Source organism: Mesorhizobium sp. M1342 (genome assembly GCF_040317955.1).
Classification (GTDB): domain Bacteria; phylum Pseudomonadota; class Alphaproteobacteria; order Rhizobiales; family Rhizobiaceae; genus Mesorhizobium.
Map to the genome: position 1 here is coordinate 176092 of NZ_JAMYLI010000013.1, position 25014 is coordinate 201105.

General features: G+C 63.1%; 19 protein-coding genes and 2 pseudogenes. 13 read left to right on the plus strand and 8 right to left on the minus strand.

What is annotated here, in order from left to right:
- Nucleotides 1-36: 36 nt before the first annotated feature.
- Both lptE and leuS read right to left on the minus strand, forming a co-directional pair.
- A complete protein-coding gene (gene lptE, locus NKH06_RS15960; RefSeq protein WP_023811749.1) occupies nucleotides 37-615 on the minus strand; it encodes an LPS assembly lipoprotein LptE in 579 nt (192 codons plus the stop codon).
- Nucleotides 602-3226: a leucine--tRNA ligase gene (gene leuS / locus NKH06_RS15965; RefSeq protein ID WP_352441013.1), complete on the minus strand. Its 2625-nt coding sequence runs from the start codon at nucleotides 3224-3226 to the stop codon at nucleotides 602-604. Before leuS ends, lptE begins: the two co-directional genes overlap by 14 nt.
- Nucleotides 3227-3381: 155 nt before the next feature.
- On the opposite strand from leuS, the gene NKH06_RS15970 reads away from it, so the two are divergent.
- From NKH06_RS15970 to NKH06_RS15980, 3 genes are all read left to right on the plus strand, one after another.
- On the plus strand, nucleotides 3382-4044 hold the full coding sequence (locus NKH06_RS15970; protein WP_352893404.1) for a YggS family pyridoxal phosphate-dependent enzyme: 663 nt from the start codon (nucleotides 3382-3384) through the stop codon (nucleotides 4042-4044).
- Nucleotides 4045-4483: 439 nt separating this feature from the next.
- A complete protein-coding gene (locus NKH06_RS15975; protein ID WP_127380713.1) occupies nucleotides 4484-4738 on the plus strand; it encodes a type II toxin-antitoxin system Phd/YefM family antitoxin in 255 nt (84 codons plus the stop codon).
- Between the two features lie 177 nt (nucleotides 4739-4915).
- Nucleotides 4916-5965, plus strand: a complete 1050-nt coding sequence (locus tag NKH06_RS15980; protein ID WP_352893405.1) for an aldo/keto reductase — start codon at nucleotides 4916-4918, stop codon at nucleotides 5963-5965.
- Between the two features lie 45 nt (nucleotides 5966-6010).
- Here NKH06_RS15980 and NKH06_RS15985 read toward each other — a convergent pair.
- Nucleotides 6011-6912, minus strand: a pseudogene (locus NKH06_RS15985) (LysR family transcriptional regulator).
- Between the two features lie 119 nt (nucleotides 6913-7031).
- Here NKH06_RS15985 and NKH06_RS15990 point away from each other — a divergent pair.
- Both NKH06_RS15990 and NKH06_RS15995 read left to right on the plus strand, forming a co-directional pair.
- Nucleotides 7032-8213: an MFS transporter gene (locus NKH06_RS15990; RefSeq protein ID WP_352893406.1), complete on the plus strand. Its 1182-nt coding sequence runs from the start codon at nucleotides 7032-7034 to the stop codon at nucleotides 8211-8213.
- A gap of 52 nt (nucleotides 8214-8265) precedes the next feature.
- A complete protein-coding gene (locus tag NKH06_RS15995; RefSeq protein WP_352893407.1) occupies nucleotides 8266-9300 on the plus strand; it encodes an aldo/keto reductase in 1035 nt (344 codons plus the stop codon).
- A 56-nt stretch (nucleotides 9301-9356) separates the two neighbouring features.
- On the opposite strand, the gene NKH06_RS16000 is transcribed toward NKH06_RS15995, so the two are convergent.
- Nucleotides 9357-9629 carry an usg protein gene (locus tag NKH06_RS16000; RefSeq protein WP_013529022.1) on the minus strand — a complete coding sequence of 91 codons (273 nt, stop codon included), beginning with the start codon at nucleotides 9627-9629 and terminating at the stop codon, nucleotides 9357-9359.
- A gap of 305 nt (nucleotides 9630-9934) precedes the next feature.
- On the opposite strand from NKH06_RS16000, the gene acs reads away from it, so the two are divergent.
- Together acs and NKH06_RS16010 are read left to right on the plus strand one after the other, a co-directional pair.
- The gene (gene acs, locus NKH06_RS16005; RefSeq protein WP_352893408.1) at nucleotides 9935-11890 is read left to right on the plus strand and encodes an acetate--CoA ligase; all 1956 of its coding nucleotides are present in this window, start codon (nucleotides 9935-9937) and stop codon (nucleotides 11888-11890) included.
- Nucleotides 11891-11892: 2 nt separating this feature from the next.
- Nucleotides 11893-12636 carry an MOSC domain-containing protein gene (locus NKH06_RS16010; protein WP_502914492.1) on the plus strand — a complete coding sequence of 248 codons (744 nt, stop codon included), beginning with the start codon at nucleotides 11893-11895 and terminating at the stop codon, nucleotides 12634-12636.
- 1 nt (nucleotide 12637) lies between these two features.
- Here the strand turns inward: NKH06_RS16010 and NKH06_RS16015 are convergent.
- The 3 genes and pseudogenes from NKH06_RS16015 to NKH06_RS16025 form a co-directional block, all read right to left on the minus strand.
- A pseudogene (locus NKH06_RS16015) lies at nucleotides 12638-13905 on the minus strand (class I SAM-dependent methyltransferase).
- Nucleotides 13906-14291: 386 nt separating this feature from the next.
- Nucleotides 14292-15767, minus strand: a complete 1476-nt coding sequence (locus NKH06_RS16020; RefSeq protein WP_352893411.1) for a TadE/TadG family type IV pilus assembly protein — start codon at nucleotides 15765-15767, stop codon at nucleotides 14292-14294.
- A gap of 346 nt (nucleotides 15768-16113) precedes the next feature.
- The gene (locus NKH06_RS16025; RefSeq protein ID WP_352893412.1) at nucleotides 16114-16983 is read right to left on the minus strand and encodes a transglutaminase-like domain-containing protein; all 870 of its coding nucleotides are present in this window, start codon (nucleotides 16981-16983) and stop codon (nucleotides 16114-16116) included.
- A gap of 169 nt (nucleotides 16984-17152) precedes the next feature.
- Between NKH06_RS16025 and NKH06_RS16030 the strand changes: the two genes are divergently transcribed.
- On the plus strand, nucleotides 17153-17818 hold the full coding sequence (locus tag NKH06_RS16030; RefSeq protein ID WP_352893413.1) for an HAD-IA family hydrolase: 666 nt from the start codon (nucleotides 17153-17155) through the stop codon (nucleotides 17816-17818).
- A gap of 8 nt (nucleotides 17819-17826) precedes the next feature.
- Here the strand turns inward: NKH06_RS16030 and NKH06_RS16035 are convergent, their stop codons facing one another.
- Nucleotides 17827-18048 (minus strand): DUF1674 domain-containing protein, encoded by a 222-nt coding sequence (locus NKH06_RS16035; protein WP_352793070.1) that lies wholly within the window; start codon nucleotides 18046-18048, stop codon nucleotides 17827-17829.
- 137 nt (nucleotides 18049-18185) lie between these two features.
- Between NKH06_RS16035 and htpX the strand changes: the two genes are divergently transcribed.
- The 5 genes from htpX (at nucleotide 18186) to NKH06_RS16060 (ending at nucleotide 24916) form a co-directional block, all read left to right on the plus strand.
- Nucleotides 18186-19205, plus strand: coding sequence for a zinc metalloprotease HtpX (gene htpX / locus NKH06_RS16040; protein ID WP_352893415.1), 1020 nt, complete (start codon nucleotides 18186-18188; stop codon nucleotides 19203-19205).
- Nucleotides 19202-20590 (plus strand): RsmB/NOP family class I SAM-dependent RNA methyltransferase, encoded by a 1389-nt coding sequence (locus tag NKH06_RS16045; RefSeq protein WP_352893416.1) that lies wholly within the window; start codon nucleotides 19202-19204, stop codon nucleotides 20588-20590. The genes htpX and NKH06_RS16045 overlap by 4 nt, the downstream gene beginning before the upstream one ends.
- A 147-nt stretch (nucleotides 20591-20737) precedes the next feature.
- Nucleotides 20738-22462, plus strand: a complete 1725-nt coding sequence (locus NKH06_RS16050) for a heparinase II/III family protein (RefSeq protein ID WP_352441026.1) — start codon at nucleotides 20738-20740, stop codon at nucleotides 22460-22462.
- Between the two features lie 350 nt (nucleotides 22463-22812).
- Complete coding sequence (gene purH / locus NKH06_RS16055) at nucleotides 22813-24429, plus strand: bifunctional phosphoribosylaminoimidazolecarboxamide formyltransferase/IMP cyclohydrolase (RefSeq protein WP_352441027.1); 1617 nt, start codon at nucleotides 22813-22815, stop codon at nucleotides 24427-24429.
- Nucleotides 24430-24676: 247 nt separating this feature from the next.
- Nucleotides 24677-24916: a hypothetical protein gene (locus tag NKH06_RS16060; RefSeq protein ID WP_352441028.1), complete on the plus strand. Its 240-nt coding sequence runs from the start codon at nucleotides 24677-24679 to the stop codon at nucleotides 24914-24916.
- Nucleotides 24917-25014: the final 98 nt, after the last annotated feature.

Here is a 25014-nt window from a genome sequence, read left to right on the forward strand (position 1 = left end):
TGGAGCCAGACCGTTTCCGTGAAGCGATGAGGTGCGCTAGCCGGTCTTGCCGTGCCGGACAAGGTCCTGGGCAATGGACAGCTGCAGCGCTTCCGCCAACTCTCGCGCAGCGCGATTCTCGGCGTCGATCTGCGCCCGGTATGCGGCGAATTCCTGACGCGGCCTGTCGAAGGACGAAGTGATCGAACGCTTGCCGGATGCGATCACCACGCCGGTCTTCGCATCGGCCAGCGTATAGCTGCCGGTCAGCGTCACGGAACCGGCGGTCGGTTCGTCTTCATCCGTTCCGACCTGCACGAGTGCCGCGGACTCGACCGCTTCGGTCACGCCGAGATTTAGCGAATATGCCGGCGAGGCCGGCTCGCCGGCGCCTCGTCCAAACCCGAAAATCAGATTGTTGCGCACCTGTTGGCCGTAACGCGTATTGACCGGCTTGATGCCGATCAACGCCAGTTCGGCACTGGCACTGGCCTGCGAACCCGACAGTGGCGCGCTCGAATAGAGCGGCCGCACCGTGCAGGCCGAGACAAGCGCGAGCGAACCTATCAGGCCGGCAAGCGCTATGCGGCGCAGCAAATGGCTCAACTCTGTCTTTTCCCGATCAGGCAACGACATTGACGATCCTCTGCGGCACGATGATCACCTTGCGCGGAGCCTTCCCTTCGAGTGCTTTCTGCACGAAGTCGAGAGCCAATACCGCTTTTTCGACCGCACCTTGGTCCGCGTCGCGGGCAATTGTCAAATCCCCCCGCTTCTTGCCGTTGACCTGTACCGGATAGGTGACTTCGTTGTCGACGACCAGCGCCGAATCGAAGACCGGCCAAGGCCGTTCGGCAACGAGATCGGTGCCGCCAAGCGCTGCCCAGCACTCCTCGGCCAGATGCGGCATGACCGGCGCGATCAGATGCACGAGAATCTCCACCGCCTGCCGGCAGGCGCCTTTCAGCGCTGCATCGGCCTTGCCTTCGGCCACCTCGTTGAGCGGCGTGGTCAGCGCGTTGGCCAGTTCGTAGATGCGGGCGATGGCGCGGTTGAAGGCGAGCTTCTCGATATCCTGTCCGACCGCCTTCAGTATCTTGTGCGCGGCCTTGGAAACCACCGCGGCCTCACCGCTGCTGGCCGCCACGGGCTTGATGCCGGCCAGTGTTTCGGCCGCCGTCGACACCAGGCGCCAGATGCGCTGGATGAAGCGATGCGCACCGGCGGCGCCATCGTCGGTCCACTCGACATCGCGCTCGGGAGGAGAATCCGACAGCATGAACCAGCGCGCCGTATCGGCGCCGTAGCCATCGGTGATGTCTTCCGGGCTCACCGTGTTCTTCTTCGATTTCGACATCTTTTCCAGCGGACCGATGGTGACGGCCTCGCCGGTGGCGATGTCGATGGCGCTGCGCTTGCCGTCGACATCCTCCAACCGAACTTCGGTGGGCGCCAGCCAGCGGCCATTCGATGCCGAGCCGACGCGATAGGTTTCGTGCACCACCATGCCTTGCGTGAACAGGCCCTTGAACGGCTCGGCCAGATCGACCTGGCCGGCCTCGCGCATGGCGCGGGTGAAGAAGCGCGAATAGAGCAGATGCAGGATCGCGTGCTCGATCCCGCCAATATACTGGTCGACCGGCAGCCATTCGTTGGCCGCCCTGGGATCGGTCGGTTCATGCGCCCACGGCGCGGTGAAGCGGGCGAAGTACCACGACGAATCGACGAACGTGTCCATCGTGTCGGTTTCGCGCCGCGCATCCCTGCCGCATTGCGGACATTTCACATGGCGCCATGTCGGATGCCGGTCGAGCGGATTGCCCGGGCGATCGAAATCGACATCGTCGGGCAGCTTCACCGGCAGGTCCGCCTTCGGCACCGGCACCACGCCGCAAGCCTCGCAATGAATCATCGGGATCGGGCATCCCCAGTAGCGCTGGCGCGAAATGCCCCAGTCACGCAGGCGGAAATTCACCTTGCGCTCGGCCATCGGCCGGTTGCCGATCGTCTTCTGCTCCAGCAGTTTGGCGACCTCGTCGAAAGCCTGATCCGGCTTCATGCCGTCGAGAAAGCGCGAATTGATCATCACGCCGTCATCGACATAGGCTTCATCGATGATCTGGAACGTCGCCGGATTCTCGCCTTCCGGCATCACCACCGGAATCACCGGCAGGCCGTATTTGTTGGCGAAGTCGAGGTCGCGCTGGTCGCCGGACGGACAGCCGAAAATGGCGCCGGTGCCGTATTCCATCAGCACGAAATTGGCGACATAGACAGGCAGCATCCAGTTGTCGTCAAACGGATGGACGACGCGGATGCCGGTGTCGAAACCCTTCTTCTCAGCTGTCTCCAGCGCCGCCACCGAGGTGCCCATATGGCCGATATCCTCGATGAACTTCGCCAGCGCCGGATTGTGCGCAGCGGCCTTCCTGGCCAACGGATGATCGGCGGCGACAGCCATGAAGGAAGCGCCGAAGATGGTGTCGGGCCTTGTCGTATAGACTTCCAGCTCATGCTCGCCATCAGAGGCGTCGGCCAGAGGCCAGCGGATCAGCAGGCCTTCCGAGCGGCCGATCCAGTTCTGCTGCATCAGCTTCACTTTTTCCGGCCATTCGTCGAGGCCGTCGAGCGAATCCAGCAGGTCCTGCGCAAAGTCGGTGATCTTGAAGAACCACTGCGTCAGTTCGCGCTGTTCGACCAGCGCGCCCGAGCGCCAGCCGCGCCCGTCGATAACCTGCTCGTTGGCGAGCACGGTCATGTCCTCCGGGTCCCAGTTGACCTTGGAGGATTTGCGCGTCACCAGCCCCTTCTCGACGAAATCGAGGAACAGCATCTGCTGGCGGTGATAATAGTCGACGTCGCAGGTGGCGAATTCACGCGCCCAGTCCAGCGACAGGCCCATGACCTTGAGCTGCTCGCGCATGGTTGCGATGTTCTGGTAGGTCCATTCCTTGGGGTGGACCTTGTTTTGCATTGCGGCGTTTTCGGCCGGCATGCCGAAGGCGTCCCACCCCATCGGGTGCAGCACGTTGAAACCCTTGGCCCGCTTGTAGCGCGCCACCACATCGCCCATCGTATAGTTGCGGGTGTGGCCGATATGGATGCGCCCCGACGGATAGGGGAACATCTCCAGCACGTAGTATTTCGGGCGCGGATCGTCATTGTGCGCTTCGAACAGCTTCTTGGCGTCCCAGGCCTTCTGCCATTTGGGCTCTGACGCGCGCGGATTGTATCGTTCGGTTGCCATGGGACGTTTTTCACTTAAAAGCATGCGCGAACCGCGGGCGAGGGCTCGGCAGTTCAGGGAATGTGGTCCGGGTGTTCACCATGGTTTGGCAAACCCGTCAACCATATGGGTATCGCGTCTGACAAAAACGCGGGCCAAAACAGCAGGATTTGCATATGGGCGATGCCGTTCAGCAGTTTTTCGCGGTCAAGGCCAAGATCGCCGCCGCCGAGCGCGAGGCCGGCCGCGAAGCCGGCGCGGTGACGCTGGTCGCGGTTTCCAAGACCTTTGACGCCGCCGACATAAACCCGGTCATCGAGGCCGGCCAGCGCATCTTCGGCGAGAATCGCGTGCAGGAAGCGCAAGGCAAATGGCCTGATCTGAAGGACGCATTTCCTGGCATCGAGCTGCATCTGATCGGCCCGCTGCAATCCAACAAGGCCAAGGAAGCGGTGGCACTGTTCGACGTCATCGAGACGGTCGATCGCGAGAAGATCGCCGCCGAACTTGCCAAGGAGATCGCCAAACAGGGCCGCGCGCCAAAACTCTATGTCCAGGTCAACACTGGCTCCGAGGCGCAGAAGGCTGGCATCGAGCCGCGCGACGCCGTGGCCTTCGTCGCCCGCTGCCGCGATGTGCATGGCCTCGCCATCGAAGGCCTGATGTGCATCCCGCCGGCCGACGAGAACCCCGGCCCCCATTTCGCCTTGCTGGAGAAGCTCAGCAGGGAAGCTGGCGTCGCCAGACTGTCGATGGGCATGTCCGGCGACTACGAAACAGCAATCGCCTTCGGCGCCACCAGCGTCCGGGTCGGCTCGGCGATCTTCGGCAGCCGATAGTTCCGATGCACAGACCGGTCTCTAGTCGCTAAATTCCAACATATTCGATTGGCTGCAGGCCACCACACCTTCGTCATCCTAGGGCGGAGCGACGCGAAGCGGAGCGCAGACCCTAGGATCCATGCCGTGACGACAAGGAAAATGCAGCGGTGCAGAATTCTGTTCCGCTGCATTCTTCGGCAGATGTCGCGGCATGGATCCTCGGGTCTGCGCTGCGTCGCTGCGCTCCTTGCTCCGCCCGTGGATGACGACGAGAGAGATGTTTAGGCCAATCCCCGAGGTTTGCGATCTGCCGCCGAAAGAGGCTATAGATTCTCGCTGCCAATAGCTTCCAACCCATGTCGAGGAACTAGCGAACACATCTGTTCGAGCGGAAACCCTGCCATGCTTCAACGGCATCTGGTATATGACTAGCGAAGCCATCTAGCGAGTAGTGCCCTTGAACTGGCATCTTAAGGACGCGAAGAACAATCTGTCGAAACTCGTACGGCAGGCGCGGGAACAAGGGCCACAAACCATCACGGTGCGCGGAAAGCCAACTGCTGTCGTACTCTCCCCCGAGGACTACGACCGACTGGTCGGCGCAACACCTTCGCTTGCGGAATATCTTCTCTCAGGTCCCGTGTGGGATGACGACTTCGTCGAGGAGGTCAATCGCCGCCCGAAGACGAAGATCCGAGTTATAGACTTATAATCCGCATACTCATGCGAACCTCGTTCGGTGAATGCAGCGGGCGCTTTTCTGATGGCGGCATTAGATGCGGTGAGGGATTATAGGCCAACTCGGCGGGCTCGTTGAGCCAGCAATTGGAAACGAAACGTACCGTTCCTATTTGCTTTGCGTCATCACAAACTCTCTGGAGCCGCCACCATGCGTTACAATCAGCTTGGAAATACGGGGATGTTCGTCTCCGAAATCTGCCTCGGCACCATGACCTTCGGTGCTGCCGGTGAAAATGCCCAATGGGGCCTGATCGCCAGTCTCGACCAGAGGGGCGTCAACGAGATCGTTGCCCATTCGCTCGCCGCCGGCGTCAATTTCTTCGATACGGCCGACGTCTACTCCTTTGGCGAATCCGAACGGCTGCTCGGCCAGTCGCTCAGGGATCTCGGCGTGAACAGGCAGAATGTGGTCATCGCCACCAAAGCCCACGGCGCCATGGGCGACGGTCCGAACCAGCGCGGCTCTTCACGCGGCCACATCATGGATTCGGTCGATGCCAGCCTGAAGCGGCTGCAACTCGACCATATCGATCTTTACCAGCTGCACGGCACCGACACCGTGACGCCGATCGATGAAACGCTGCGGGCGCTCGACGATCTCGTTGCCAGCGGCAAGGTCCGCTATGTCGGCGTCTCCAACTGGGCGGCATGGCGCATCGCCAAGGCGCTCGGCATCGCCGAGCGCAAGGGTTTCGCCCGCTTCGAGACCGTGCAATCCTACTATTCGATCGCCGGCCGCGACCTCGAGCGCGAAATCGTACCCTTGCTCAATGAGGAGAAGCTCGGCCTGATGGCGTGGTCGCCGATGGCCGGTGGCCTGCTGTCCGGCAAATATGGCCCCGGCGCGCCCGGCAATGGCGAAGGCCGCCGCGCGTCCTTCAACTTCCCGCCGGTCAATGAGGACCGTGCCTGGGCGGCCGTTGCCGTCATGCGCGAAATCGCCAAAAAGCATGATATCAGCGTCGCCACGGTGGCGCTCGGCTATGTCCTGGCCAAGCCCTTCGTGATGAGCGTCATCATCGGCGCCAGCCGCATGGAGCAGCTGGAGCAGAACCTTGCCGCCACTGAAGTGAAGCTCGACAGCGACGATCTGCTTCGTCTCGACGAGGTCAGCGCCCTGCCGTCCGAATATCCCGGCTGGATGCTGGAGCGCCAGGCAGCGGGCCGCCGCCCGGCGCCGTTCACGCCGAAAGCATAAATATAGCCCACGCTGACATCCCGGGAGCCCGTGGCTCCCGGGATGTCAGCTCAGCCGGACGCTCTCACCCAGAAAATCGAGAAAGGCACGCACCCGCGCCGGCAGATGCCGGCCCTGGCCGACATAGACGGCGTGGGTGGGCTCCTCGTCGCCGGGATTGAATGCCTCCAGCAGCGACACCAGCCGACCGGCGGCGATATCGGCCGCCACATGCCAGCGCGCCAGCCGGGCGATGCCCGCGCCCGCCAGCGCCATCAGCCGCATCGCCTCGCCATCGCTGACCAGCGTGTTGCCGGTGATGGGAACCATGATGGCGCGGCCGTCCGCGTCGAGGAACGGCCAGCCATCGATATGCCTGACGAACCCGAAGCCCATGCGGTTGTGCCTGTCGAGATCCGCTGGCGTCAGCGGCGTGCCGTGCGCCTCCAGATAGGAAGGTGCTGCAACGACGACCACCGGGCTTTGCCCGAGCTTGCGCGCCACCAGCCGTGACTCACTCAGCGGCCCGGCACGGATGGCGACATCGGCCCGTTCCGCCATCAGGTCGATGACGCTGTCGGTCAGCACCAGATCGACTGAGATTTCGGGGTAGCGTTCGAGGAACCGAGGCAGAAGCGGGATCAGCCGGTGCACTCCGAAGGGCACGTAGCTGTTGACGCGCAAACGTCCGCGCGGTGAAGCACCCGCCGCTGCCTCCTGCTCGGCCGCCGCCATGTCGGCGAGGATGCGCAGGCCGCTGTCGTAGAAGGCTGTGCCTTCCGGCGTCAGTTGCAGCTTTCGCGTCGAACGGCTGACCAGCCGCGCGCCAAGCCGGGCCTCCAGCCGCGCGATCAGCTTGCTCACCGCCGATGGCGTCATGCGCAAGGCGCGTGCGGCAGAGGAAATTCCTCGACAACGCGCACGAACACTTCGATCTCACCGGAGCGATTGATGTCGGGTCTGGCCATTTGTGAATCTATTTCACAGAAAATGTGCCCAAGGCAAGTCTGGTTCACAATGCGTCGCAGCACGATCTCACGGGTCGGGGCGCGGGACGGCGCTCTTCCTCATCGAAGTGGAAATCGCCATGCCTCTTGCTCTTTACGCCCTTGCCGCCGGTGCCTTCGGCATCGGCGTCACCGAATTTGTCATCATGGGTCTGCTGCTCGATGTCAGCAAGGATCTCGGCGTTTCGATCACGGCCGCCGGCCAGCTCATTTCGGGCTATGCGCTCGGCGTCGTCATCGGCGCGCCCCTGCTGACCATCGCCACCGGCAACTGGCCACGCAAGACCGTGCTTCTGGCGCTGATGGCGATCTTCACGCTTGGCAATCTCGCCTGTGCACTGGCGCCCGACTACTGGACGCTGATGGGCGCCCGCATCATCACCGCCTTCGCCCATGGCACCTTCTTCGGCGTCGGCTCTGTCGTCGCCACCGGGCTGGTCGCGCCCAACAGACAAGCCTCGGCGATCGCGCTGATGTTCACTGGGCTCACCATCGCCAACATCCTCGGCGTACCCTTCGGCACCTGGCTCGGCCAGGCCTTCGGCTGGCGGGCGACCTTCTGGGCGGTGACACTGGTCGGTCTGGCGGCCTTCGCCGTCATCCTGGCTCTGGTGCCGCGCAGCCGAACAGCGCCCGAAAAGAGCGATCTGCGCGCCGATCTCGCCGTTTTGCGCCGCACGCCTGTCCTGCTCGGTCTTGCCACCACCGTGCTCGGCTATGCCGGTGTCTTCGCCGTCTTCACTTATATCGCTCCGTTGCTGACCGAGATCACCGGATTCAAGGAAGCGGCCGTATCGCCGGTCCTGCTCGTCTTCGGTGGCGGCCTCATTGCCGGCAATTTGCTTGGCGGCAAGGTCGCCGACCGCTGGCTGGTGCCGGCCGTGCTGGGCAGTCTCGTGGTGCTGGCCCTGGTGCTTGCCACCATGACCTTCGCCATCCACAGCCAGGTCATGGCCGTCATCTATGTCGGCCTGCTCGGTGCTGCCGCCTTCGCCACAGTTGCGCCGCTGCAGATGTGGGTGCTGGAAAAGGCACAAGGTGCCGGTCAGAGCCTCGCCTCGTCCTTCAACATCGCCGCCTTCAATCTCGGCAACGCCGCAGGCGCCTGGCTTGGTGGCGCGGTGATTGCCCATGGTCTTGGTCTGGGTTCCCTCACCTGGGTCGCCGCCCTGCTGCCGCTCGCGGCACTCGCCGTGGCGGGACTGGCGCTGCGTCTCGATCGCACCGTCACGCTCGGCGAGCCTGCCTCCATCCGGTCGTGACCGTCCTCTGCAAACCCGCTTTCCACACCCTTCGTTCCACAGGAGTAAAAAGATGGACTACCGACGTCTCGGTGCATCGGGCCTGAAAGTGCCCGCACTCTCATTTGGCGCGGGAACCTTTGGCGGTTCCGGCCCGCTGTTCGGCGCCTGGGGCAACAGCGATGCCAGGGAAGCGCGGCGGCTGATCGACATTTGCCTGGAGGCCGGCGTCAACCTGTTCGACACCGCCGACGTCTATTCGAACGGCGCTTCGGAACAGGTGCTGGGCGAAGCCATAAAAGGCCGCCGCGACGCCGTGCTGATCTCGACCAAGACCGCGCTGCCGATGGGCGACGGGCCGGCCGACTATGGCTCGTCTCGGTCGCGGCTGATCAGATCCGTGGATGATGCGCTGAGGCGCCTCGGCACCGATTACATCGACCTGCTGCAGCTGCACGCCTTCGATGCCGGCACACCGATCGAGGAGGTTCTGTCGACGCTGGGCGAGTTGGTTCGCGCCGGCAAGCTGCGCTATGTCGGCGTCTCCAATTTCTCCGGCTGGCAGGTGATGAAGTCGTTGGCGCAGGCCGACAGCCAAGGCTATCCGCGCTATGTCGCGCATCAGGTCTACTATTCGCTGGTCGGCCGCGACTATGAGTGGGAACTGATGCCGCTCGGCCTCGACCAGGGCGTCGGCGCGCTGGTGTGGAGCCCGCTTGGCTGGGGCCGCCTGACCGGCAAGATCCGCCGTGGCCAGTCCTTGCCGGAAAAGAGCCGGCTGCACGACACGGCAAGCTTCGGACCGCCGGTCGAGGACGAGCATCTCTACCGGGTTATGGATGCGCTTGATGCGGTGGCGCTGGAGACCGGCAAGACCGTGCCGCAGATCGCCATCAACTGGCTGCTGCAGCGCCCGACCGTGTCGTCGGTCATCATCGGCGCCCGCAACGAGGAGCAGTTGCGCCAGAACCTCGGCGCCGTCGGCTGGACCTTGACGCCGGAGCAGATGAAAAAGCTCGACACGGCGAGCGAAATTACCGCGCCCTACCCCTATTTCCCCTATCGTCGCCAGGAAGGTTTCGCCCGGCTCAACCCGCCGGCGGTGTGAGCACTGGCGTTGAAGCTGCCAATCCCCCCTTGCGGGGGAGATCGGCTGTACCGCGTTCAGTGCAGCACGAACTCACCATCCACCTTGCGCCATTCATTCGGCGCGATCAGCTTCTGGTGGGTATAGCTGATCGAATGCAGCGGCCCGTCCAGCTTGGCCTTCCAGAATTCGATGAACTTGATCAGCACCGGAAACTTCGGCGCCAGATCGTAGTCCTGCCAGATGAAGCTCTGCAGCAGATGCGGGTGGTCGGGAAAGTGATAAAGAATCTTGGCCGTGGTCAAGCCATAGCCTTTGAGCATCAGGTCCATTTCGGCATGGTCGCGCATGACGGTCCCCAGGTTGATTCGCCTGTCCTCCCACGGCTGATTGTGCGCGCCGCTGATTAACCGTCTATTGATTTTTTCTTCATCTGAACCGGCTTTAGCATGCGAAAACATGCAGTTAGCAGCGAACCCCTCCGAGTGCTGACAGCCTCGGAGAAGCTACCTGCGGCATCCCGCCGCGCGAATCCAACGTCTAATGTTGCCGTAACGGCGGAACTGGTAATAATGCCGCCGAATTCGCGGCCGTGTCGCCGCGATCCCGCCGACATTTCAAGCCGGCGACGATTGGTTCGGGAGGAAAGTCAGGAATGTCCGAGGTTCATGTCCATCGCGTCCAGCCGGCGTGGAAGAAAAACGCGCTGATCGACAATGACACCTACCTGAAATGGTATGCCGACAGCCTCAAGAACCCGGACAAATTCTGGGGCAAGCACGGCAAGCGCATCGACTGGTTCAAGCCCTACAGCAAGGTCAAGAACGCCTCCTTCGACGGCAAGGTCTCGATCAAATGGTTCGAGGACGGACTGACCAATGTCTCCTACAACTGCATCGACCGGCACCTGAAGAAGCGCGGCAACCAGACCGCCATCATCTGGGAAGGTGACAATCCCTACGACGACAAGAAGATCACCTATAACGAGCTCTACGAGCATGTCTGCCGGCTCGCCAATGTGATGAAGAAGCACGGCGTCAAGAAGGGCGACCGCGTCACCATCTACATGCCGATGATCCCGGAAGCCGCCTATGCGATGCTGGCCTGCACGCGTATCGGCGCCGTCCATTCGATCGTCTTCGGCGGTTTCTCGCCGGATGCGCTGGCCGGTCGCATCGACGACTGCAAGTCGACCTTCGTCATCACCGCTGATGAAGGCCTGCGCGGCGGCAAGCCGATCCCTTTGAAGGAAAACACCGACAGGGCGATCGAGATCGCCGCGAAGGCCGGAACGAAAGTCGAAAAAGTGGTGGTCGTGCGCCGCACCGGCGGCAAGACCGGCTGGGTTTCCGGCCGCGACGTCTGGTACCACGACGAGATCGCGACGGTGAAAGCCGAATGCAAGCCCGAGAAGATGAAGGCCGAGGACCCGCTGTTCATCCTCTACACATCGGGCTCGACCGGCAAGCCGAAGGGCGTGCTGCACACCACCGCCGGCTATCTCGTCTACGTCTCGATGACCCACCAATATGTCTTCGACTACCACGACGGCGACATCTACTGGTGCACCGCCGATGTCGGCTGGGTCACCGGCCACAGCTACATCGTCTATGGCCCGCTCGCCAATGGCGCCACCACGCTGATGTTCGAAGGCGTGCCGAACTATCCGTCGCAGTCGCGCTTCTGGGAAGTCATCGACAAGCACAAGGTCAATATCTTCTACACCGCGCCGACGGCCCTACGCGCGCTGATGGGCGCCGGCGATGCGCATGTCACCAAGACGTCGCGCAAGTCGCTGCGCGTGCTGGGTTCGGTCGGCGAGCCTATCAATCCGGAAGCCTGGGAGTGGTATTTCAACATCGTCGGCAACGGCAAGGTTCCGATCGTCGACACATGGTGGCAGACCGAGACCGGCGGCATCCTGATCACGCCGCTGCCCGGCGCCACCGACCTCAAGGCGGGTTCGGCGACACGGCCCTTCTTCGGCGTCAAGCCGCAGCTGGTCGACGGCGAGGGCAAGGTGCTGGAAGGTGCCGCCGACGGCAATCTGTGCATCACCGATTCCTGGCCCGGCCAGATGCGCACCGTCTATGGCGATCATGATCGTTTCATCCAGACCTATTTCTCGACCTACAAGGGCAAGTACTTCACCGGCGACGGCTGCCGCCGCGACGCCGATGGCTATTACTGGATCACCGGCCGCGTCGACGACGTCATCAACGTCTCCGGCCATCGTATGGGCACGGCCGAGGTCGAATCCGCACTGGTCAGCCACGACAAGGTTTCGGAAGCCGCCGTCGTCGGCTATCCGCACGACATCAAGGGCCAGGGCATCTACTGCTACGTCACGCTGATGGCCGGCGAGCAGCCGGGCGAGGATCTGCGCAAGGAGCTGATCGCCCATGTCCGCAAGGAGATCGGGGCCATCGCTTCGCCCGACAAGCTCCAGTTCGCGCCCGGCCTGCCGAAGACGCGCTCCGGCAAGATCATGCGCCGCATCCTGCGCAAGATTGCCGAGGACGATTTTTCAGCGCTCGGCGATACCTCGACGCTCGCGGATCCGGCCGTCGTCGATGATTTGGTCGCCAACCGGCAAAACAAGAAGAGCTGATGATGCAGGCCGCGCTCGGCACTGTCAGTGAACTCTGGCGCTATCCGGCGAGTTCGCTTGCCGGCGAGCGTCGGGAAACAATCTCGGTCGATATCGAGAGCATCGAGGGCGACCGTATGTTCGGCCTTGTCGACGCGTCCGACAATGAGATCGCGCGACCGGACCGCGACGCGAAATGGCACAAGGTGCCGCGCATTCGCACCCGGCTGTCGCCGACCCTGGAACTCGAGATTGCCGTTCCCGGGGACAACTGGCTGGCTGCGCCAAGTATCGAGAGCGACCGCGCGGTGTCGGCCTATCTCGGCTTCGAGGCCTCGATCCGACCGTTTCGCCGCGAGAATGCCGGACCTGACTATTCCGGCCCGCTGACCGCGGAGCGCTACCGCAAGGCGCCCATCCATCTGTTGACCACCGCCTCGCTGGCACGGCTCAAAGCGTTGCATCCGGAAGGGGTCGCCGACCCACGCCGCTTCCGCCCCAACATCGTCGTCGACATGGCGGCAATCGAAGGGTCGTTTCCCGAAACGGAATGGATCGGCCGCAAGCTTGCCATCGGCGATCTCCTGCTGACTGTCTCCGAACCCTGCCGCCGCTGCGGTTTCACCATCGTCGCCCAGGCTGGCTTCGATCATGATCCGGCGATCCTGCGCAACCTTGTCCGCCATAACGCCCACAATCTCGGGGTCTATTGCACGGTCGACCGGCCGGCGCGCGTCGAAGTCGGCGACGCGATGCGCTTCGTGTAAGCTATCGATACAGATCCGCCCGCGTCGGCGGCAGGCCGCTTGGACCACGCGCGCGCTTGGTCACGACGGTCTGGAAAATCTGTGCCGAGGCGCGTTCGAAGGTGATCGAACAGCCCGTCAGGTAAAGCAGCCATAGCCGTGCCTTGGCTTCGCCCACCTCGGCGATTGCCTCGTCGAAACGCGCGTGCAGGCGCTCGGCCCACAGGCGACAGGTGCGGGCGTAATGCTCGCGCAGATTCTCCACGTCGTAGACCAGGAAGCCGTGCGCCTCGAGATTGCCTGTTGTCATGCCGATCGTGTCGAGTTCGCCGCCGGGGAAAATGTATTTGATCAGCGCCTTGAACTCCGACCCCTTGCGCAGGGTCTTCTTGATGTCGCCCTTGCTGCGCCTGGTGATGGCGTGATGCAGATAGATGCCGCCGGGCTTCAGCAGGCGGTGGACAGTTGAGAAATAGGTCGCGTGGTTGGCGAGTCCGAGATGCTCGAACATGCCGATCGACGAGATCTTGTCGAAGCTGCCTGTAAGCTCCGCATAGGATTTGATCTCGATGGTGATGCGGTCCTCCAGCCCCTCGGCGCGAATGCGTTCGCGGGCCAGCTCGGTCTGGGCCTGCGACAGCGAGACACCGTGGCCGATGACGCCATAGTTCTTCGCGGCATGGATCAGCATCGCTCCCCAGCCACAGCCGATGTCGAGCAGTCGTTCGCCAGGCTTCAGCCGGAGCTTGCGGCAGATATGGTCGAGCTTGTCGATCTGCGCTTGATCGATGCTGTTGTCGAAATCCTTGAAGTAGCCGCAGCTGTAGACCATGCGCTCGTCGAGGAAGAGCCGGTAGAAGGCGTTCGAAATGTCGTAGTGATGCTGGATCGCCTCCTGGCTCGAGCCGCTGACATAAGGATTGCGCCCCGAAAGATCGGTCCGCGCCGTCATCTGCTTGCGTGCCAAAAGCACGGAAGGCAGGTCGCGCAGGATCGCCATTTTCGGCAGCGACTTGAGCTTGGTTCTGAGCTTGCCTTGCGACGGCAGGGCGTAGAAGTCGAAGATCGTTCCGTCTTCGATGTTGATCGTCTTGGAAATCCACATCTCGATCAGCGTCGACAGGGACGGTCGCTTCACGATCTGCCAGACGATGTCCTGGTCGTGATGGTGAGCACCGGACCAGTGGCGGGGCCGATCCGCTCCCCGGTCCACAGCCTGACGGCAAAGCCCGGTTTCAGCGTCTCGACAACCGTCCGCACGATCCGCGCCGCTCTCTCGGCTGCCTCCATGCATCCCTCCCACAGGGGCCGACCCGGATTGCCGGCTCGGCTCTATGCCATGATCTTGCCTGCCCGGCCGACAGCCCGCAACCCAGTGTCGTGCCAAAAGCACCTTCCCGACTTTTTCAAACCTTCGCCTTGTCTTTTGCTGCAACGCACCCCATCATGAGTATGTGTTCAACAAATCGAAAGGAGGTGATCCGATGTCGAGTGATTTCGTTTTCCAGAACGTGGCCTCAGCGGATTGCACTTTCGGGAAGCAGTCTTCCCGTTAAGGCGCGAAATGCGCGGCGGCTGACCTCATAGGTCATCGCCATAGGGCCGCGCCACGGACGGAAACACGGAAGGCCGCCGGCTTCGAAAGAAGCGGCGGCCTTTTCCGTTTGCGGACTAGACTACTGGGTCAACGCGACCTTTTCGGTGTTGCGAATGATTTCCTGAAAGGCGTCGTCCAATTCGGCTCCGGTGGACACGTCGAAGAAATGCCTCTTGGCGGCGGAGGTATCCTTCGACGAACAGTCCCTGAGCACCGCCTTTGCCTGGTCCCGCTCGGTTACCGACATGTCCTTGTCGTCCAGATCGAAGCCGATGGTGAAAATCTCGATGCCATCATTTTTCATGTTGTCGCACAGCGTTTCGGCGTTGCCGCGCGCAAGGTTGCCCTGGCTGTTGTACCTGTCCCCAGCGCCGGCGAAGGCGGTATTGAACTGGCCATCGGTCATCAGGATCGCGACCTTGGCGATCTTCTTCGGATCGGCGTCCGAGGCGCCTTTGCCGAGACCGGCATTTCTGATCGCAGTGCGCCATTGCGGCGACAGCATATAGTAGGTCCACTGAATGGCGATCGCGCCGGCCGTGTAGCCATCGGCCTGGAAGTCCTCGATCGATTCAAGCAATGCATCGGAATCGGCGGTCAGCGGGATCACTTCCGCATCAGGGCACCTGTTCATGTCCCCGCCGAGATGATCGTCCCGATTGACCAGGGCATAATATTTCTTGCCTTCCTTGTCGGTGCGAACCGTGTCTGGGCCGTCGGCGCTCATATCCGCGTTGCCGTTCTTGTCCTTGCGCTCCGTGGCGCAGTTGTCGGGATGTGGCATCGCCGCGCCGACGATGGAGATGTAGTCGCTGAAGGAGGGCAGCAGATTTTTGCCCGTCTTGGCGACGAGAAGCGGACTGCCGGCGACGGGTGGCAGTTCAGAGCTCCCTTGCTTCTCGGCATAGACGTTTTCCGCCAGCTTGCCGGCGTTCACACCTGATGCGTAAGGCACAATCGCGACGCGGATGCGGGGGTTCTTCGGATCCTGGTTCTGCAGCATCGTCCGGACGGCGTTTTTTGCAGCAGCTTTCAGATCGCCGATTTTGTCGACCTTGCCGCGCTTCCTCATCGATCCGGTCACATCGAGCATCATCGCCACTTCGATGGTCTTGTCCGAATAGAGCGCCGTCGTGGAGGCGGCGACGCGTTTCATGTCGCCCGTGCCAAAAATCGGAAAGTACAGCGCGACATCGACATGGGCGTCGGCCTGGACCGTCTTGGCGGTCTTGTTGACAGTCAGCTTGTCGAGTACGATCTGGTCGGCCTGCAGAATGCCTGCCTGGCTGTTGGCGTCGAGAAAGGCCTGCACCGATTTGTTGGCATCGGCTTCCTTGATGACACCGGTCGTCAGGTCGCGTGCCGTCGACGTGACCGCGGCGTCGACCACGCCCTGAAGGCTCGTTTTCGCATTGTAGAGCTGCGATACGTTGACCGAAAAGCCCACGGCCAGCGCCAAGACCGAGGCGCTAAGGCCGAACAGGACTGCGAAATTTCCACCGCGATCCCTGGCGAACCCGCCAACCGCGTGAACAAGACCCCCGTAATTTCGCATCCTACAGCCTCCACTCGCCTCGGCCTCGTCGCCGCGGAAAGGGCAATGCAGGATTCCCGCCGGATGACGCCCTAGCTGGGCGGAGAGCTGGCTTTCCAGTAGCAAGTCACTGTTTTTGTTAAACTTTGGAATCAACAAAGGTGAACGGCTGGTAAACGGGAACGCACCATGGCGCTGGCGTTTACCAGCCGCTTACCATGATCTGGCCGGAGGCACCGCGACGCCGTCGACGGCGTCCTGTTGCGGCACAAGCTCACTGTGCCGAAGCGGACCATGTGTCCCGAAAGTTGCGGCCGGAGAAAACCTCCTGACCACCCTGGAGCAGTTGCAACGGTAGGCCTCGCGACTACGCCAGCATCTGTGCGCTGACGGTCCTGTCGATGCCGTGGTAGGGCGGGTTGAACAGATTGCCTTCCTGTTCGTAGGTCCACACCTTGAACAGGCTGAGCCGGTGGGGGCCGAAACTGTGCAGCAGCGGCACGTCGGTGGCGTCGCGGCCGCGGGCGATGACGATACGGCCGGTTCTCGGCGTGTTGTGGCGAGGATCGAACGTGTACCATTTGCCGTCGAGGAACACTTCCAGCCACGCCGAGAAGTCCATCGGCGCCGGATCGGCTGGCACGCCGATATCGCCGAGATAGCCGTTCACGTAGCGTGCCGGAATGTTCATGCAGCGGCAAAGCGTGATCGCCAGATGGGCGAAGTCACGGCAGACCCCGACGCGCTCCTCATGCGCCTGCGCCGCGGTGCGGGTCGAGCGCGCATAGCCATAGCCGAACGACAGCCGGTTGTGGACATAATCCGCGATCGCCTGCACGCGCGCCCAGCCGGACGGGATGTCGCCGAAGAGCTGCCAGGCCAGGCTGCTCAGATGATCCGTCTCGCAATAGCGGCTGCCCAGGAGATAACCCAGAACTTCGTCCGGCAGATCCGCCACTGGCACTTCCCTGGCCAGCGTGTTGACCTCGTCCGTCTCGCCGCTGTCCTCGACGACCGCGTCATACAGGATGCGAAAACCACCGGCGGGTGCTGTGAAGCGCCGGCAGGCATTGCCATGCAGATCGTGGTACAGTCTTGTCGGCACCGCGGGCGAGGTCAACACCCGCGTCTGCCGCTTGATGTCGGCCTGCCTGTCCCGATGGATCTCGAGCACTGAAATCACCGGCGTCGCGGCTACGCATTCGATGGCGATTTCGTAGCCGAGCCGGATCAGCATCGTTGGTCCCCCCTTCGATCGTTGTTGTGAGAAGCAGTCCTTCCCAAACGCCCGGAGGATACCGTGGTTCCCTGGGCCGATCGAAAAGCCCACCCCGTGTCTTCCCCTGCCGCGGTCGAGACGTTAGGTTCGGCAACCCCACCAGCGCTCCCCGAACTCAAGGAAAATCATGTATTCAGGCAGAAAATTCGCGGCCTTCCTCTTCGACATGGACGGCACGCTCATCAATTCCATCGCCTCGGCGGAACGGGTGTGGAGCGATTGGGCACGCCGCCAGGGCCTCGACGTCGCCGCCTTCCTGCCGACGATCCATGGCGTGCGCGCGATCGAGACCATCACCGGCCTGGCACTGCCGGGCGTCGACCCGGCATACGAGGCTGATCTGCTGCTGAAGGCCGAGGCGGCCGACCTCGATGGCATTCTCCAGATCGCCGGCGCCGTGGCATTTCTCGATTCGCTGCCGCCCGAACGCTGGGCGATCGTAACCTCCGCCCCGCGTGAGCTGGCGCTGTTGCGCATGAAGGCCGCCGGCATCCCTGTCCCGGGCGTCATCGTCGCGGCGGAAGATGTCTCCCGCGGCAAGCCGGCGCCCGATTGCTTCCGGCTTGGCGCGGAACGGCTCGGCTTCGACGCGCGCGATTGCCTCGTCTTCGAGGATGCTCCAGCTGGCATCGCGGCAGCCGAAGCGGCGGGCGCGGCGGTCATGGTCATCAGCGCCACGCACAAGCACCCCTTGCCAACGCAACATACCGCGATCGCAGGCTACGACATGGTCGGCATCACGGTCGACGAGCGTGGCTGGATCGCGCTCGAGCCGCAGCGCAACGCTGCGTAGGGAGGCATCTAGAAGTCGCTGGTCAGGCCCTTTACTTCCCAGTCGCCGTAGCGCCCTGGCTCCTTGCCGCCGCGGCCGCCGATCTCCTTCGGCAGCGCGGCCTCCTTTTCGCGGTAGTCTTCCCGCCGCGCTGCGGCCTCGGCCAACGCACGGCGTGCGGCCGGCGCTAGCTCTCTTTGCGATGCCGCTTCGGCAGGAGCGGCGCCTGTTTTACTGATTTCGTCGGTCATGCGATAATCTCGGTAGATTGAGTCCAGTCAGCAGATTGAGTCCAGTCAATTGAAACAGGAACTGGCGTTTCCCATCATATAGCCATGAACCCACGACGATCGACCCCTTTTCGCTATCCCCCGGACAGGAGCAGACGATGAACACCATCCGCACCGCCATGCTTCTTGCCGCGATGACCGCGCTGTTCATGGGCGTCGGCTTTTTGATCGGCGGAACCGGCGGCATGATGATCGCGCTGCTGATCGCCGCCGGCACCAACCTGTTCAGCTACTGGAATGCCGACAAGATGGTGCTGTCGATGAACCGTGCCGTCGAGGTCGATGAAAGGAACGCGCCCGAATATTACGCCATCGTCCAGGCAATGGCCAAACAGGCCGGCCTGCCGATGCCGAAGACCTATCTGATCGACAACCCGCAGCCGAACGCCTTTGCCACCGGCCGCAATCCGCAGAATGCGGCGGTGGCTGCCTCCACCGGCCTGTTGCAGGCGCTGACGCCTGAAGAGGTCGCGGCGGTCATGGCGCACGAGCTCGCCCATGTGCAGCATCGCGACACGCTCACCATGACGATCGTCGCCACCTTTGCCGGTGCCATCTCGATGCTCGGCAATTTTGCCTTCTTTTTCAGCGGCAACCGCGACAACAACCCGTTCGGCTTTGTCGGCGTGCTGGTTGCGATGATCGTGGCTCCGTTTGCAGCGATGGTCGTGCAGATGGCGGTCAGCCGGACCCGCGAATACGAGGCCGACCGGCGTGGCGCCGAAATCTGTGGACACCCGCTCTGGCTGGCATCGGCGCTTGACAAGATCGCCCGCGGCGCCGAACGCATCCGCAACCCCGATGCCGAGCGAAATCCCGCGACCGCGCATCTCTTCATCATCAATCCTCTTCACGGCGAGCGCATGGACAGCCTGTTCTCCACCCACCCCGCCACTGAGAACCGCATCGCAGCCTTGCAGGCGATGGCGCGCGACATGGCCGGCAGCGAAACCCGGGCTGCACCGCGCCAGGCCCCAACGTCACGCCAGACGGACGAACCGCGGCCATCCGGCCCATGGGATCAGGCAGCGCGGCCCGAGCAGCCGGCGGAGGCCGCCAAGCCCAAATCCAACCCGTGGGGTCGCAATCCGACCGGGCCCAAGGGCCGGTGGTCGTGAGCGTGGCGGACAGAGGGCCTCGACGCACAGTTTCAGGCGATCAGGAAGACAGGGACGGCGGCGACTTCGTTGCCGGCCTCGCCGCCCGCAAGGCGGCGGCGCGCCTGCTTGCCGCCGTCATCGACGCCAGGACGCCGCTTGACGGGCTGACCGATCACGAAAACGGCCACCCGCAATACAAGGCGCTCGACTTGCGCGATCGCGGCCTGGTCCGCGCCACCCTGGTCACCGCGCTGCGCTATCGCATGACCATATCAGGGCTGCTGGCGCGGCGCCTGGAAAAACCGCTGCCGCCCAATGCCACCGCTTTGTCGCACATATTGCATGTGGCAGCGGCACAGATCCTGTTCCTCGATATTCCCGACAGCGCCGCCGTCGACATTGCGGTGACCCATGCCAAGTCCGATCCGCGCACGGTGCGTTTCTCCGGCCTCGTCAATGGCGTGCTGCGCACACTGGCACGGGCCAAGGAAACGGAACTGCCTGCCGCCCTTGCCGCCACCGACGAAGCGCCCAAATGGTTTTCCGACCGGCTGAAGACCACCTACGGCAACGAGAAGGCCAGACAGATCCTCGAAGCACATCGCGTTGAGGCGCCGGTCGACTTCTCGGTCAAGGCCGATCCCGGTCTCTGGGCCGAAAAGCTCGGCGGCATCGTCCTGCAGACAGGCACGGTGCGAGTCGAGAATCTTGTCGGTGCTGTCACTGAATTGCCTGGCTTTGCCGAGGGCGCCTGGTGGGTCCAGGACGCCGCGGCCAGCCTGCCCGCCCGGCTGTTCGGCGATGTCACGGGATTGCGGGTTGCCGATCTCTGCGCCGCGCCCGGCGGCAAGACCGCGCAGCTGATCGTTGCCGGCGCGAAGGTCACCGCTGTCGACACGTCAAAAAACCGGCTCGTGCGGCTGACGCAGAATCTCGACCGTCTCGGCCTGTCTGCCGAAATCGTCCAGGCCGACCTGCTCAAATATGAGCCGGAAGAACTCTTCGACGCGATCCTCCTCGACGCGCCCTGCTCGTCGACCGGCACGGTGCGGCGGCACCCCGACGTGCCATGGACCAAGACTTCGGCCGATGTCGAAAAACTGGCCGACCTGCAACGCAGGCTGCTCGCCCGCGCCGTCACGCTGGTGAAGCCCGGCGGCACGATCGTCTTTTCCAACTGTTCGCTCGATCCGCTCGAAGGCGAGGATCTCTATCGCGTCTTTCTGGCCGGCACGCCTGAAATCACCAACGATCCGTTGCAGCAAGGCGAGATCGCCGGCATCGATCCATTCCTGACGCCGCAAGGCACGCTGCGCACCACGCCCGCCGACCTGGAGCTCGGCGCGCCAGAACGCTCGGGCCTCGATGGTTTCTTCGCCGCTCGCATGCGGCGAGCCGGCTAGGGATTGAACTGCCCGGATTACTGACTTTTTTGGGTAGGATCGGGGGCAAAACCAGGTGAACCGGCGTGGGCTCGTGGAATTCGCCTTCGCACGAATCGTGCAATCATGTAGACTCGGCGCCGGGGTAGAGGACGATCAGGAGGGGTTTTGGCACTTGCTGCCAGCAGCACGACGCGTCTATGGACGCTTGTCGCGAAGGAGTTCTGGCGCAAAACGCGCCGGCGCCTGCGCGCCGGGCCTGTCTATCGCTGGCGCTATTCCGGCCGCACGCCGGAACGTGTGCTGATCGCACCGCCGGACCTGCGCCTCGCCGACCCGCAGATCGCACTCGAGATCTATTACGGCCGCTATCCCCTGTCGGGGCACGTGGTCGAGACCGGCGGCAAGTCGCCTTTCCAGATCCACGTGCCCAATCACGGCTGGCAGAAGACGCTGCACGGCTTTCGCTGGCTGCGCCATATGCGCGCCGCCGGCACCGAGCTTGCCGCCGCCAATGCCCGCGCCCTGGTCTCCGACTGGATCACCATGCATGGCAGCCATATCTCCGGCATCGCCTGGGAGCCGGGCACGACGGCCAAGCGCATCATCGCCTGGTTGCAGCACTCCTCGGTCGTATTGCAGGGCGCCGAGTTCCCTTTCTACCGCGCCTTCCTGAAATCGGTTGCCATCCAGATCCGCTACCTCAGGTCGATGGCGCGCGAAATGCCCGACGGCAAGGACAGGCTGCGGGCCCGCATCGCGCTCGCCTTCGCTGCCTTGTCCCTGCCGGCACCGGCATCGGCCCTGCGGGGCGCGACCCGCAATCTTGCCGAGGAACTCGACCGCCAGATCCTCGCCGATGGCGGGCACATTTCGCGCAATCCGATGGTCGTCCTGGAAATCCTCGCCGACCTTCTGCCGCTGCGCCAGACTTATGCCAACCAGGCGGAAACGCCGCCGCAGGCGCTGATCGGCGCCATCGACCGCATGCTGCCGGCGCTGCGCTTCTTTCGCCATCAGGATGGCAGCCTCGCCCGCTTCAACGGCATGGGCGCCACCATCCACGACCGCATCGCCACCATTCTGCGCCACGACGACACCGCTGGCGCGCCGCTGCTGCATGCGCCGCATTCCGGCTATGAGCGCCTGTCGATGGGCGGCACCACGGTCATCGCCGACACCGGCCCGCCGCCGGCGATCGATGTGTCCAACGCCGCACACGCCAGCTGCCTCGCCTTCGAACTGTCGTCCGGCCGCCAGCACTACATCGTCAATGCCGGCATTGACACCTATGGCGCGGCTGAATTCCGGCCGCTGGCGCGCGCCACCGCCGCGCACTCGACCGCCACCATCAACGACACCTCGTCGGCGCGCTTCAGCCATTCGTTGCGCGTCAACGACCTGCTCGGTTCGCCGCTGATCGGCGGCCCGCAGCATGTGCAGTGCAAGCGCACCGACCAGAAGGGCGTTCAGGGCTTCATCGCCCGCCATGACGGCTATGTCCCGCGCTTCGGCTTCCTGCATGAGCGCGAGCTGAAACTGTCGTCGAACGGCAATGTGCTGGCTGGCCGCGACCGCTTCCAGCGCCCCGGCAATACGGCGATCCGCAACAATGGGCGCGACTTCGTCACCGTCCGCTTCCACGTTCATCCCGACGTCAACCTTTTGCAGGACGAGCATGACCGCCTGGTGCTGGCCGCCGATCAGGCCGACACCTGGGTGTTCACAGCAGCCGAAGTGGTGCCGGAGGTCGAGGAATCGATCTATTTCGCCGGCCTTGGCGGCCCGCGCCGCAGCCGCCAGATCGTGCTTGCCTTCAAGGCTTCGGAAATCGCCGAAGTCCACTGGCAGCTGACCCGCACCAGCATCGCCGGCTACCCGGAAAACAACTGATCCTCCTGACAGGGCTTCAAACTCAGGTTAACAAAAGGCCTGACGACAACCAGCTCGGGGCATCGGCAGCTTTTGTGCCGGCAGCTTTCCCACGATAGGAATTTTTTCTTGACTCCGTGCCCTCAGCTATGGTACATTTTTGCCTATGGTGCCGGTTTGCGCCAGTGGCCCGCCGCATAGGCGGGTTTTTTCGTTGGTGCTCCGTCAGCCAACGCGCCTGCGAAGTCTCCGAAGAAACCCGTTAACACGGATTCGTTGCCTTGCCCCACCTGACCGCCGGTTTGATTTCCGGGCGGCATGTGCTACGGGCGCGGGCATCCACCACACCAGTCGTGAAAGGCCGCCAGCCCATGGCCGTCGCCGCCAAGAACATTCCCGCACCAGACCTTGTTCCCGTGCGTCGCGCCCTGCTCTCCGTTTTCGACAAGACGGGCCTCATCGATTTCGCCAAAGCGCTGGCAGCGGCCGGTGTCGAACTGGTCTCGACCGGCGGCACGGCAAAGGCGATCACCGAGGCGGGCCTAGCGGTGCGCGACGTCTCCGAGCTCACCGGTTTCCCCGAGATCATGGACGGCCGCGTCAAGACCTTGCATCCCGGCGTGCATGGCGCGCTGCTTGGCGTGCGCGACGATCCGGAACATTCCGCGGCAATGCGCAAATACGGCATCGAGCCGATCGATCTCGTCGTCTCCAATCTCTATCCGTTCGAGGAGGTCCGCCGCTCCGGCGCCGACTACGCTTCGATCGTCGAAAACATCGACATTGGCGGACCGGCGATGATCCGCGCCTCGGCCAAGAACCACGCCTATGTCGCCATCGTCACCGATCCCGGCGATTACGCTTCGGTGCTGAATGCGCTGGAGATGAACATCGGCTCGCTGTCGCTGGATTTCCGCAAGAAGCTGGCGGCCAAGGCCTTTGCCCGCACCGCCAGCTATGACGCGGCGATCTCCGGCTGGTTCGCCGAGGCGCTCGAGATCGAACATCCGACATGGCGCGCCTTTGGCGGCAGGCTGGTCGAGGTGGTGCGCTATGGCGAGAACCCGCATCAGAGCGCCGGCTTCTACGTCAACGGCGACAAGCGCCCGGGCGTCGCCACGGCGCGCCAGCTGCAGGGCAAGCAGCTATCCTACAACAACATCAACGACACCGACGCCGCTTTCGAATTGGTCGGCGAGTTCGACCCCGACCTTTCCGCCGCCGTCGCCATCATCAAGCACGCCAATCCGTGCGGCGTTGCCGAAGGCGCCTCGCTGAAAGCCGCCTACGCCAAGGCGCTGGCCTGCGACCCGGTCTCGGCCTTCGGCGGCATCATCGCCGTCAACCGCACCCTCGACGCCGAGGCGGCGGAAGAGATCGTCAAGACCTTCACCGAAGTGATCATCGCACCCGGCGCGACCGGCGAGGCCGCGGCAATCGTTGCGGCAAAGAAGAACCTGCGCCTGCTGGTCACCGGCGGCCTGCCGGATCCGCGCACGCCTGGCACAACGGTCAAATCCGTCGCCGGGGGCTTGCTCATCCAGGGCCGGGACAATGCCGTGGTCGACGACCTCGAGCTGAAGGTGGTGACGAAGCGCGCGCCGACAGCGGCCGAAATGGCCGACCTCAAATTCGCTTTCCGCATCGCCAAGCATGTCAAGTCGAACGCCATCGTCTACGTCAAGGACGGCGCTACCGTCGGCATCGGCGCCGGCCAGATGAGCCGGGTCGATTCCTCACGCATCGCCGCCCGCAAGGCGCTCGACGCGGCCGAGGCCGCCGGCCTTGCCGAACCGCTGACCAAGGGCTCGGTCGTCGCCTCCGACGCCTTTTTCCCCTTCGCCGATGGGTTGCTGTCGGCGATTGCCGCAGGCGCCACCGCCGTCATCCAGCCGGGCGGCTCGATGAACGACAAGGACGTCATCGCCGCCGCCGACGAGCACCGCATCGCCATGGTGTTTACGGGCGTGCGGCATTTCAGGCATTGAGCGTTCTTCCTTCTCCCCTTGCAGGAGAAGACCCACGACACGGGGCGTTAACCCCGTCTAGGCGACACTTGAAACACGTTGTGATTCGCCTACCTGACTTAATTAGGCCAGAGTGTTCACGTTCCGTTCTCTGTGACTCAGAAAGCACTCTCACGGAGAATGTGACGAAAACGTGTCGAGACCATATCCGAATCAATGGTGATTCGATCTTGTGGAAAAGAACTAAAGCAGCACTGGAGGGTTATTGATGAAACTAAAGATCAAGCAGATTGGCGAAGGAAACCATCCGGGTGAGGTAGTTGTGTCGCTCGACACAACCACAGGAACTGAACGTTTGGTGGTGCATCATCGTTCGTTAAGTGGCGATAGTTTAGACATTGGCTGGCCGGTTGATCGGGAGGACTCAAACCTCCTAGTTGAATTGCCGCGTGAAACTATCAATGGTTCATGGCGGGTGTGGGTTCCGCAGGGGTTAGTCGTAGAATAACCTAACAAAAATGGGGGGGGGGGGGGGGGGGGGGGAATTGTAAGTGCCGCCACGAGGGATGAATAAGAGAAGCCCCACGGCGGGGAACCGTTAGCGCC

Excerpts from the sequence above, each read along its gene's own strand:
- lptE (WP_023811749.1), bottom strand. The coding sequence starts at position 615 with ATGTCGTTGCCTGATCGGGAAAAGACAGAGTTGAGCCATTTGCTGCGC.
- leuS (WP_352441013.1), bottom strand. The coding sequence starts at position 3,226 with ATGGCAACCGAACGATACAATCCGCGCGCGTCAGAGCCCAAATGGCAG.
- NKH06_RS15970 (WP_352893404.1), top strand. The coding sequence starts at position 3,382 with ATGGGCGATGCCGTTCAGCAGTTTTTCGCGGTCAAGGCCAAGATCGCC.
- NKH06_RS15980 (WP_352893405.1), top strand. The coding sequence starts at position 4,916 with ATGCGTTACAATCAGCTTGGAAATACGGGGATGTTCGTCTCCGAAATC.
- NKH06_RS15990 (WP_352893406.1), top strand. The coding sequence starts at position 7,032 with ATGCCTCTTGCTCTTTACGCCCTTGCCGCCGGTGCCTTCGGCATCGGC.
- NKH06_RS15995 (WP_352893407.1), top strand. The coding sequence starts at position 8,266 with ATGGACTACCGACGTCTCGGTGCATCGGGCCTGAAAGTGCCCGCACTC.
- NKH06_RS16000 (WP_013529022.1), bottom strand. The coding sequence starts at position 9,629 with ATGCGCGACCATGCCGAAATGGACCTGATGCTCAAAGGCTATGGCTTG.
- acs (WP_352893408.1), top strand. The coding sequence starts at position 9,935 with ATGTCCGAGGTTCATGTCCATCGCGTCCAGCCGGCGTGGAAGAAAAAC.
- NKH06_RS16010 (WP_502914492.1), top strand. The coding sequence starts at position 11,893 with ATGCAGGCCGCGCTCGGCACTGTCAGTGAACTCTGGCGCTATCCGGCG.
- NKH06_RS16020 (WP_352893411.1), bottom strand. The coding sequence starts at position 15,767 with ATGCGAAATTACGGGGGTCTTGTTCACGCGGTTGGCGGGTTCGCCAGG.
- NKH06_RS16025 (WP_352893412.1), bottom strand. The coding sequence starts at position 16,983 with ATGCTGATCCGGCTCGGCTACGAAATCGCCATCGAATGCGTAGCCGCG.
- NKH06_RS16030 (WP_352893413.1), top strand. The coding sequence starts at position 17,153 with ATGTATTCAGGCAGAAAATTCGCGGCCTTCCTCTTCGACATGGACGGC.
- NKH06_RS16035 (WP_352793070.1), bottom strand. The coding sequence starts at position 18,048 with ATGACCGACGAAATCAGTAAAACAGGCGCCGCTCCTGCCGAAGCGGCA.
- htpX (WP_352893415.1), top strand. The coding sequence starts at position 18,186 with ATGAACACCATCCGCACCGCCATGCTTCTTGCCGCGATGACCGCGCTG.
- purH (WP_352441027.1), top strand. The coding sequence starts at position 22,813 with ATGGCCGTCGCCGCCAAGAACATTCCCGCACCAGACCTTGTTCCCGTG.
- NKH06_RS16060 (WP_352441028.1), top strand. The coding sequence starts at position 24,677 with ATGAAACTAAAGATCAAGCAGATTGGCGAAGGAAACCATCCGGGTGAG.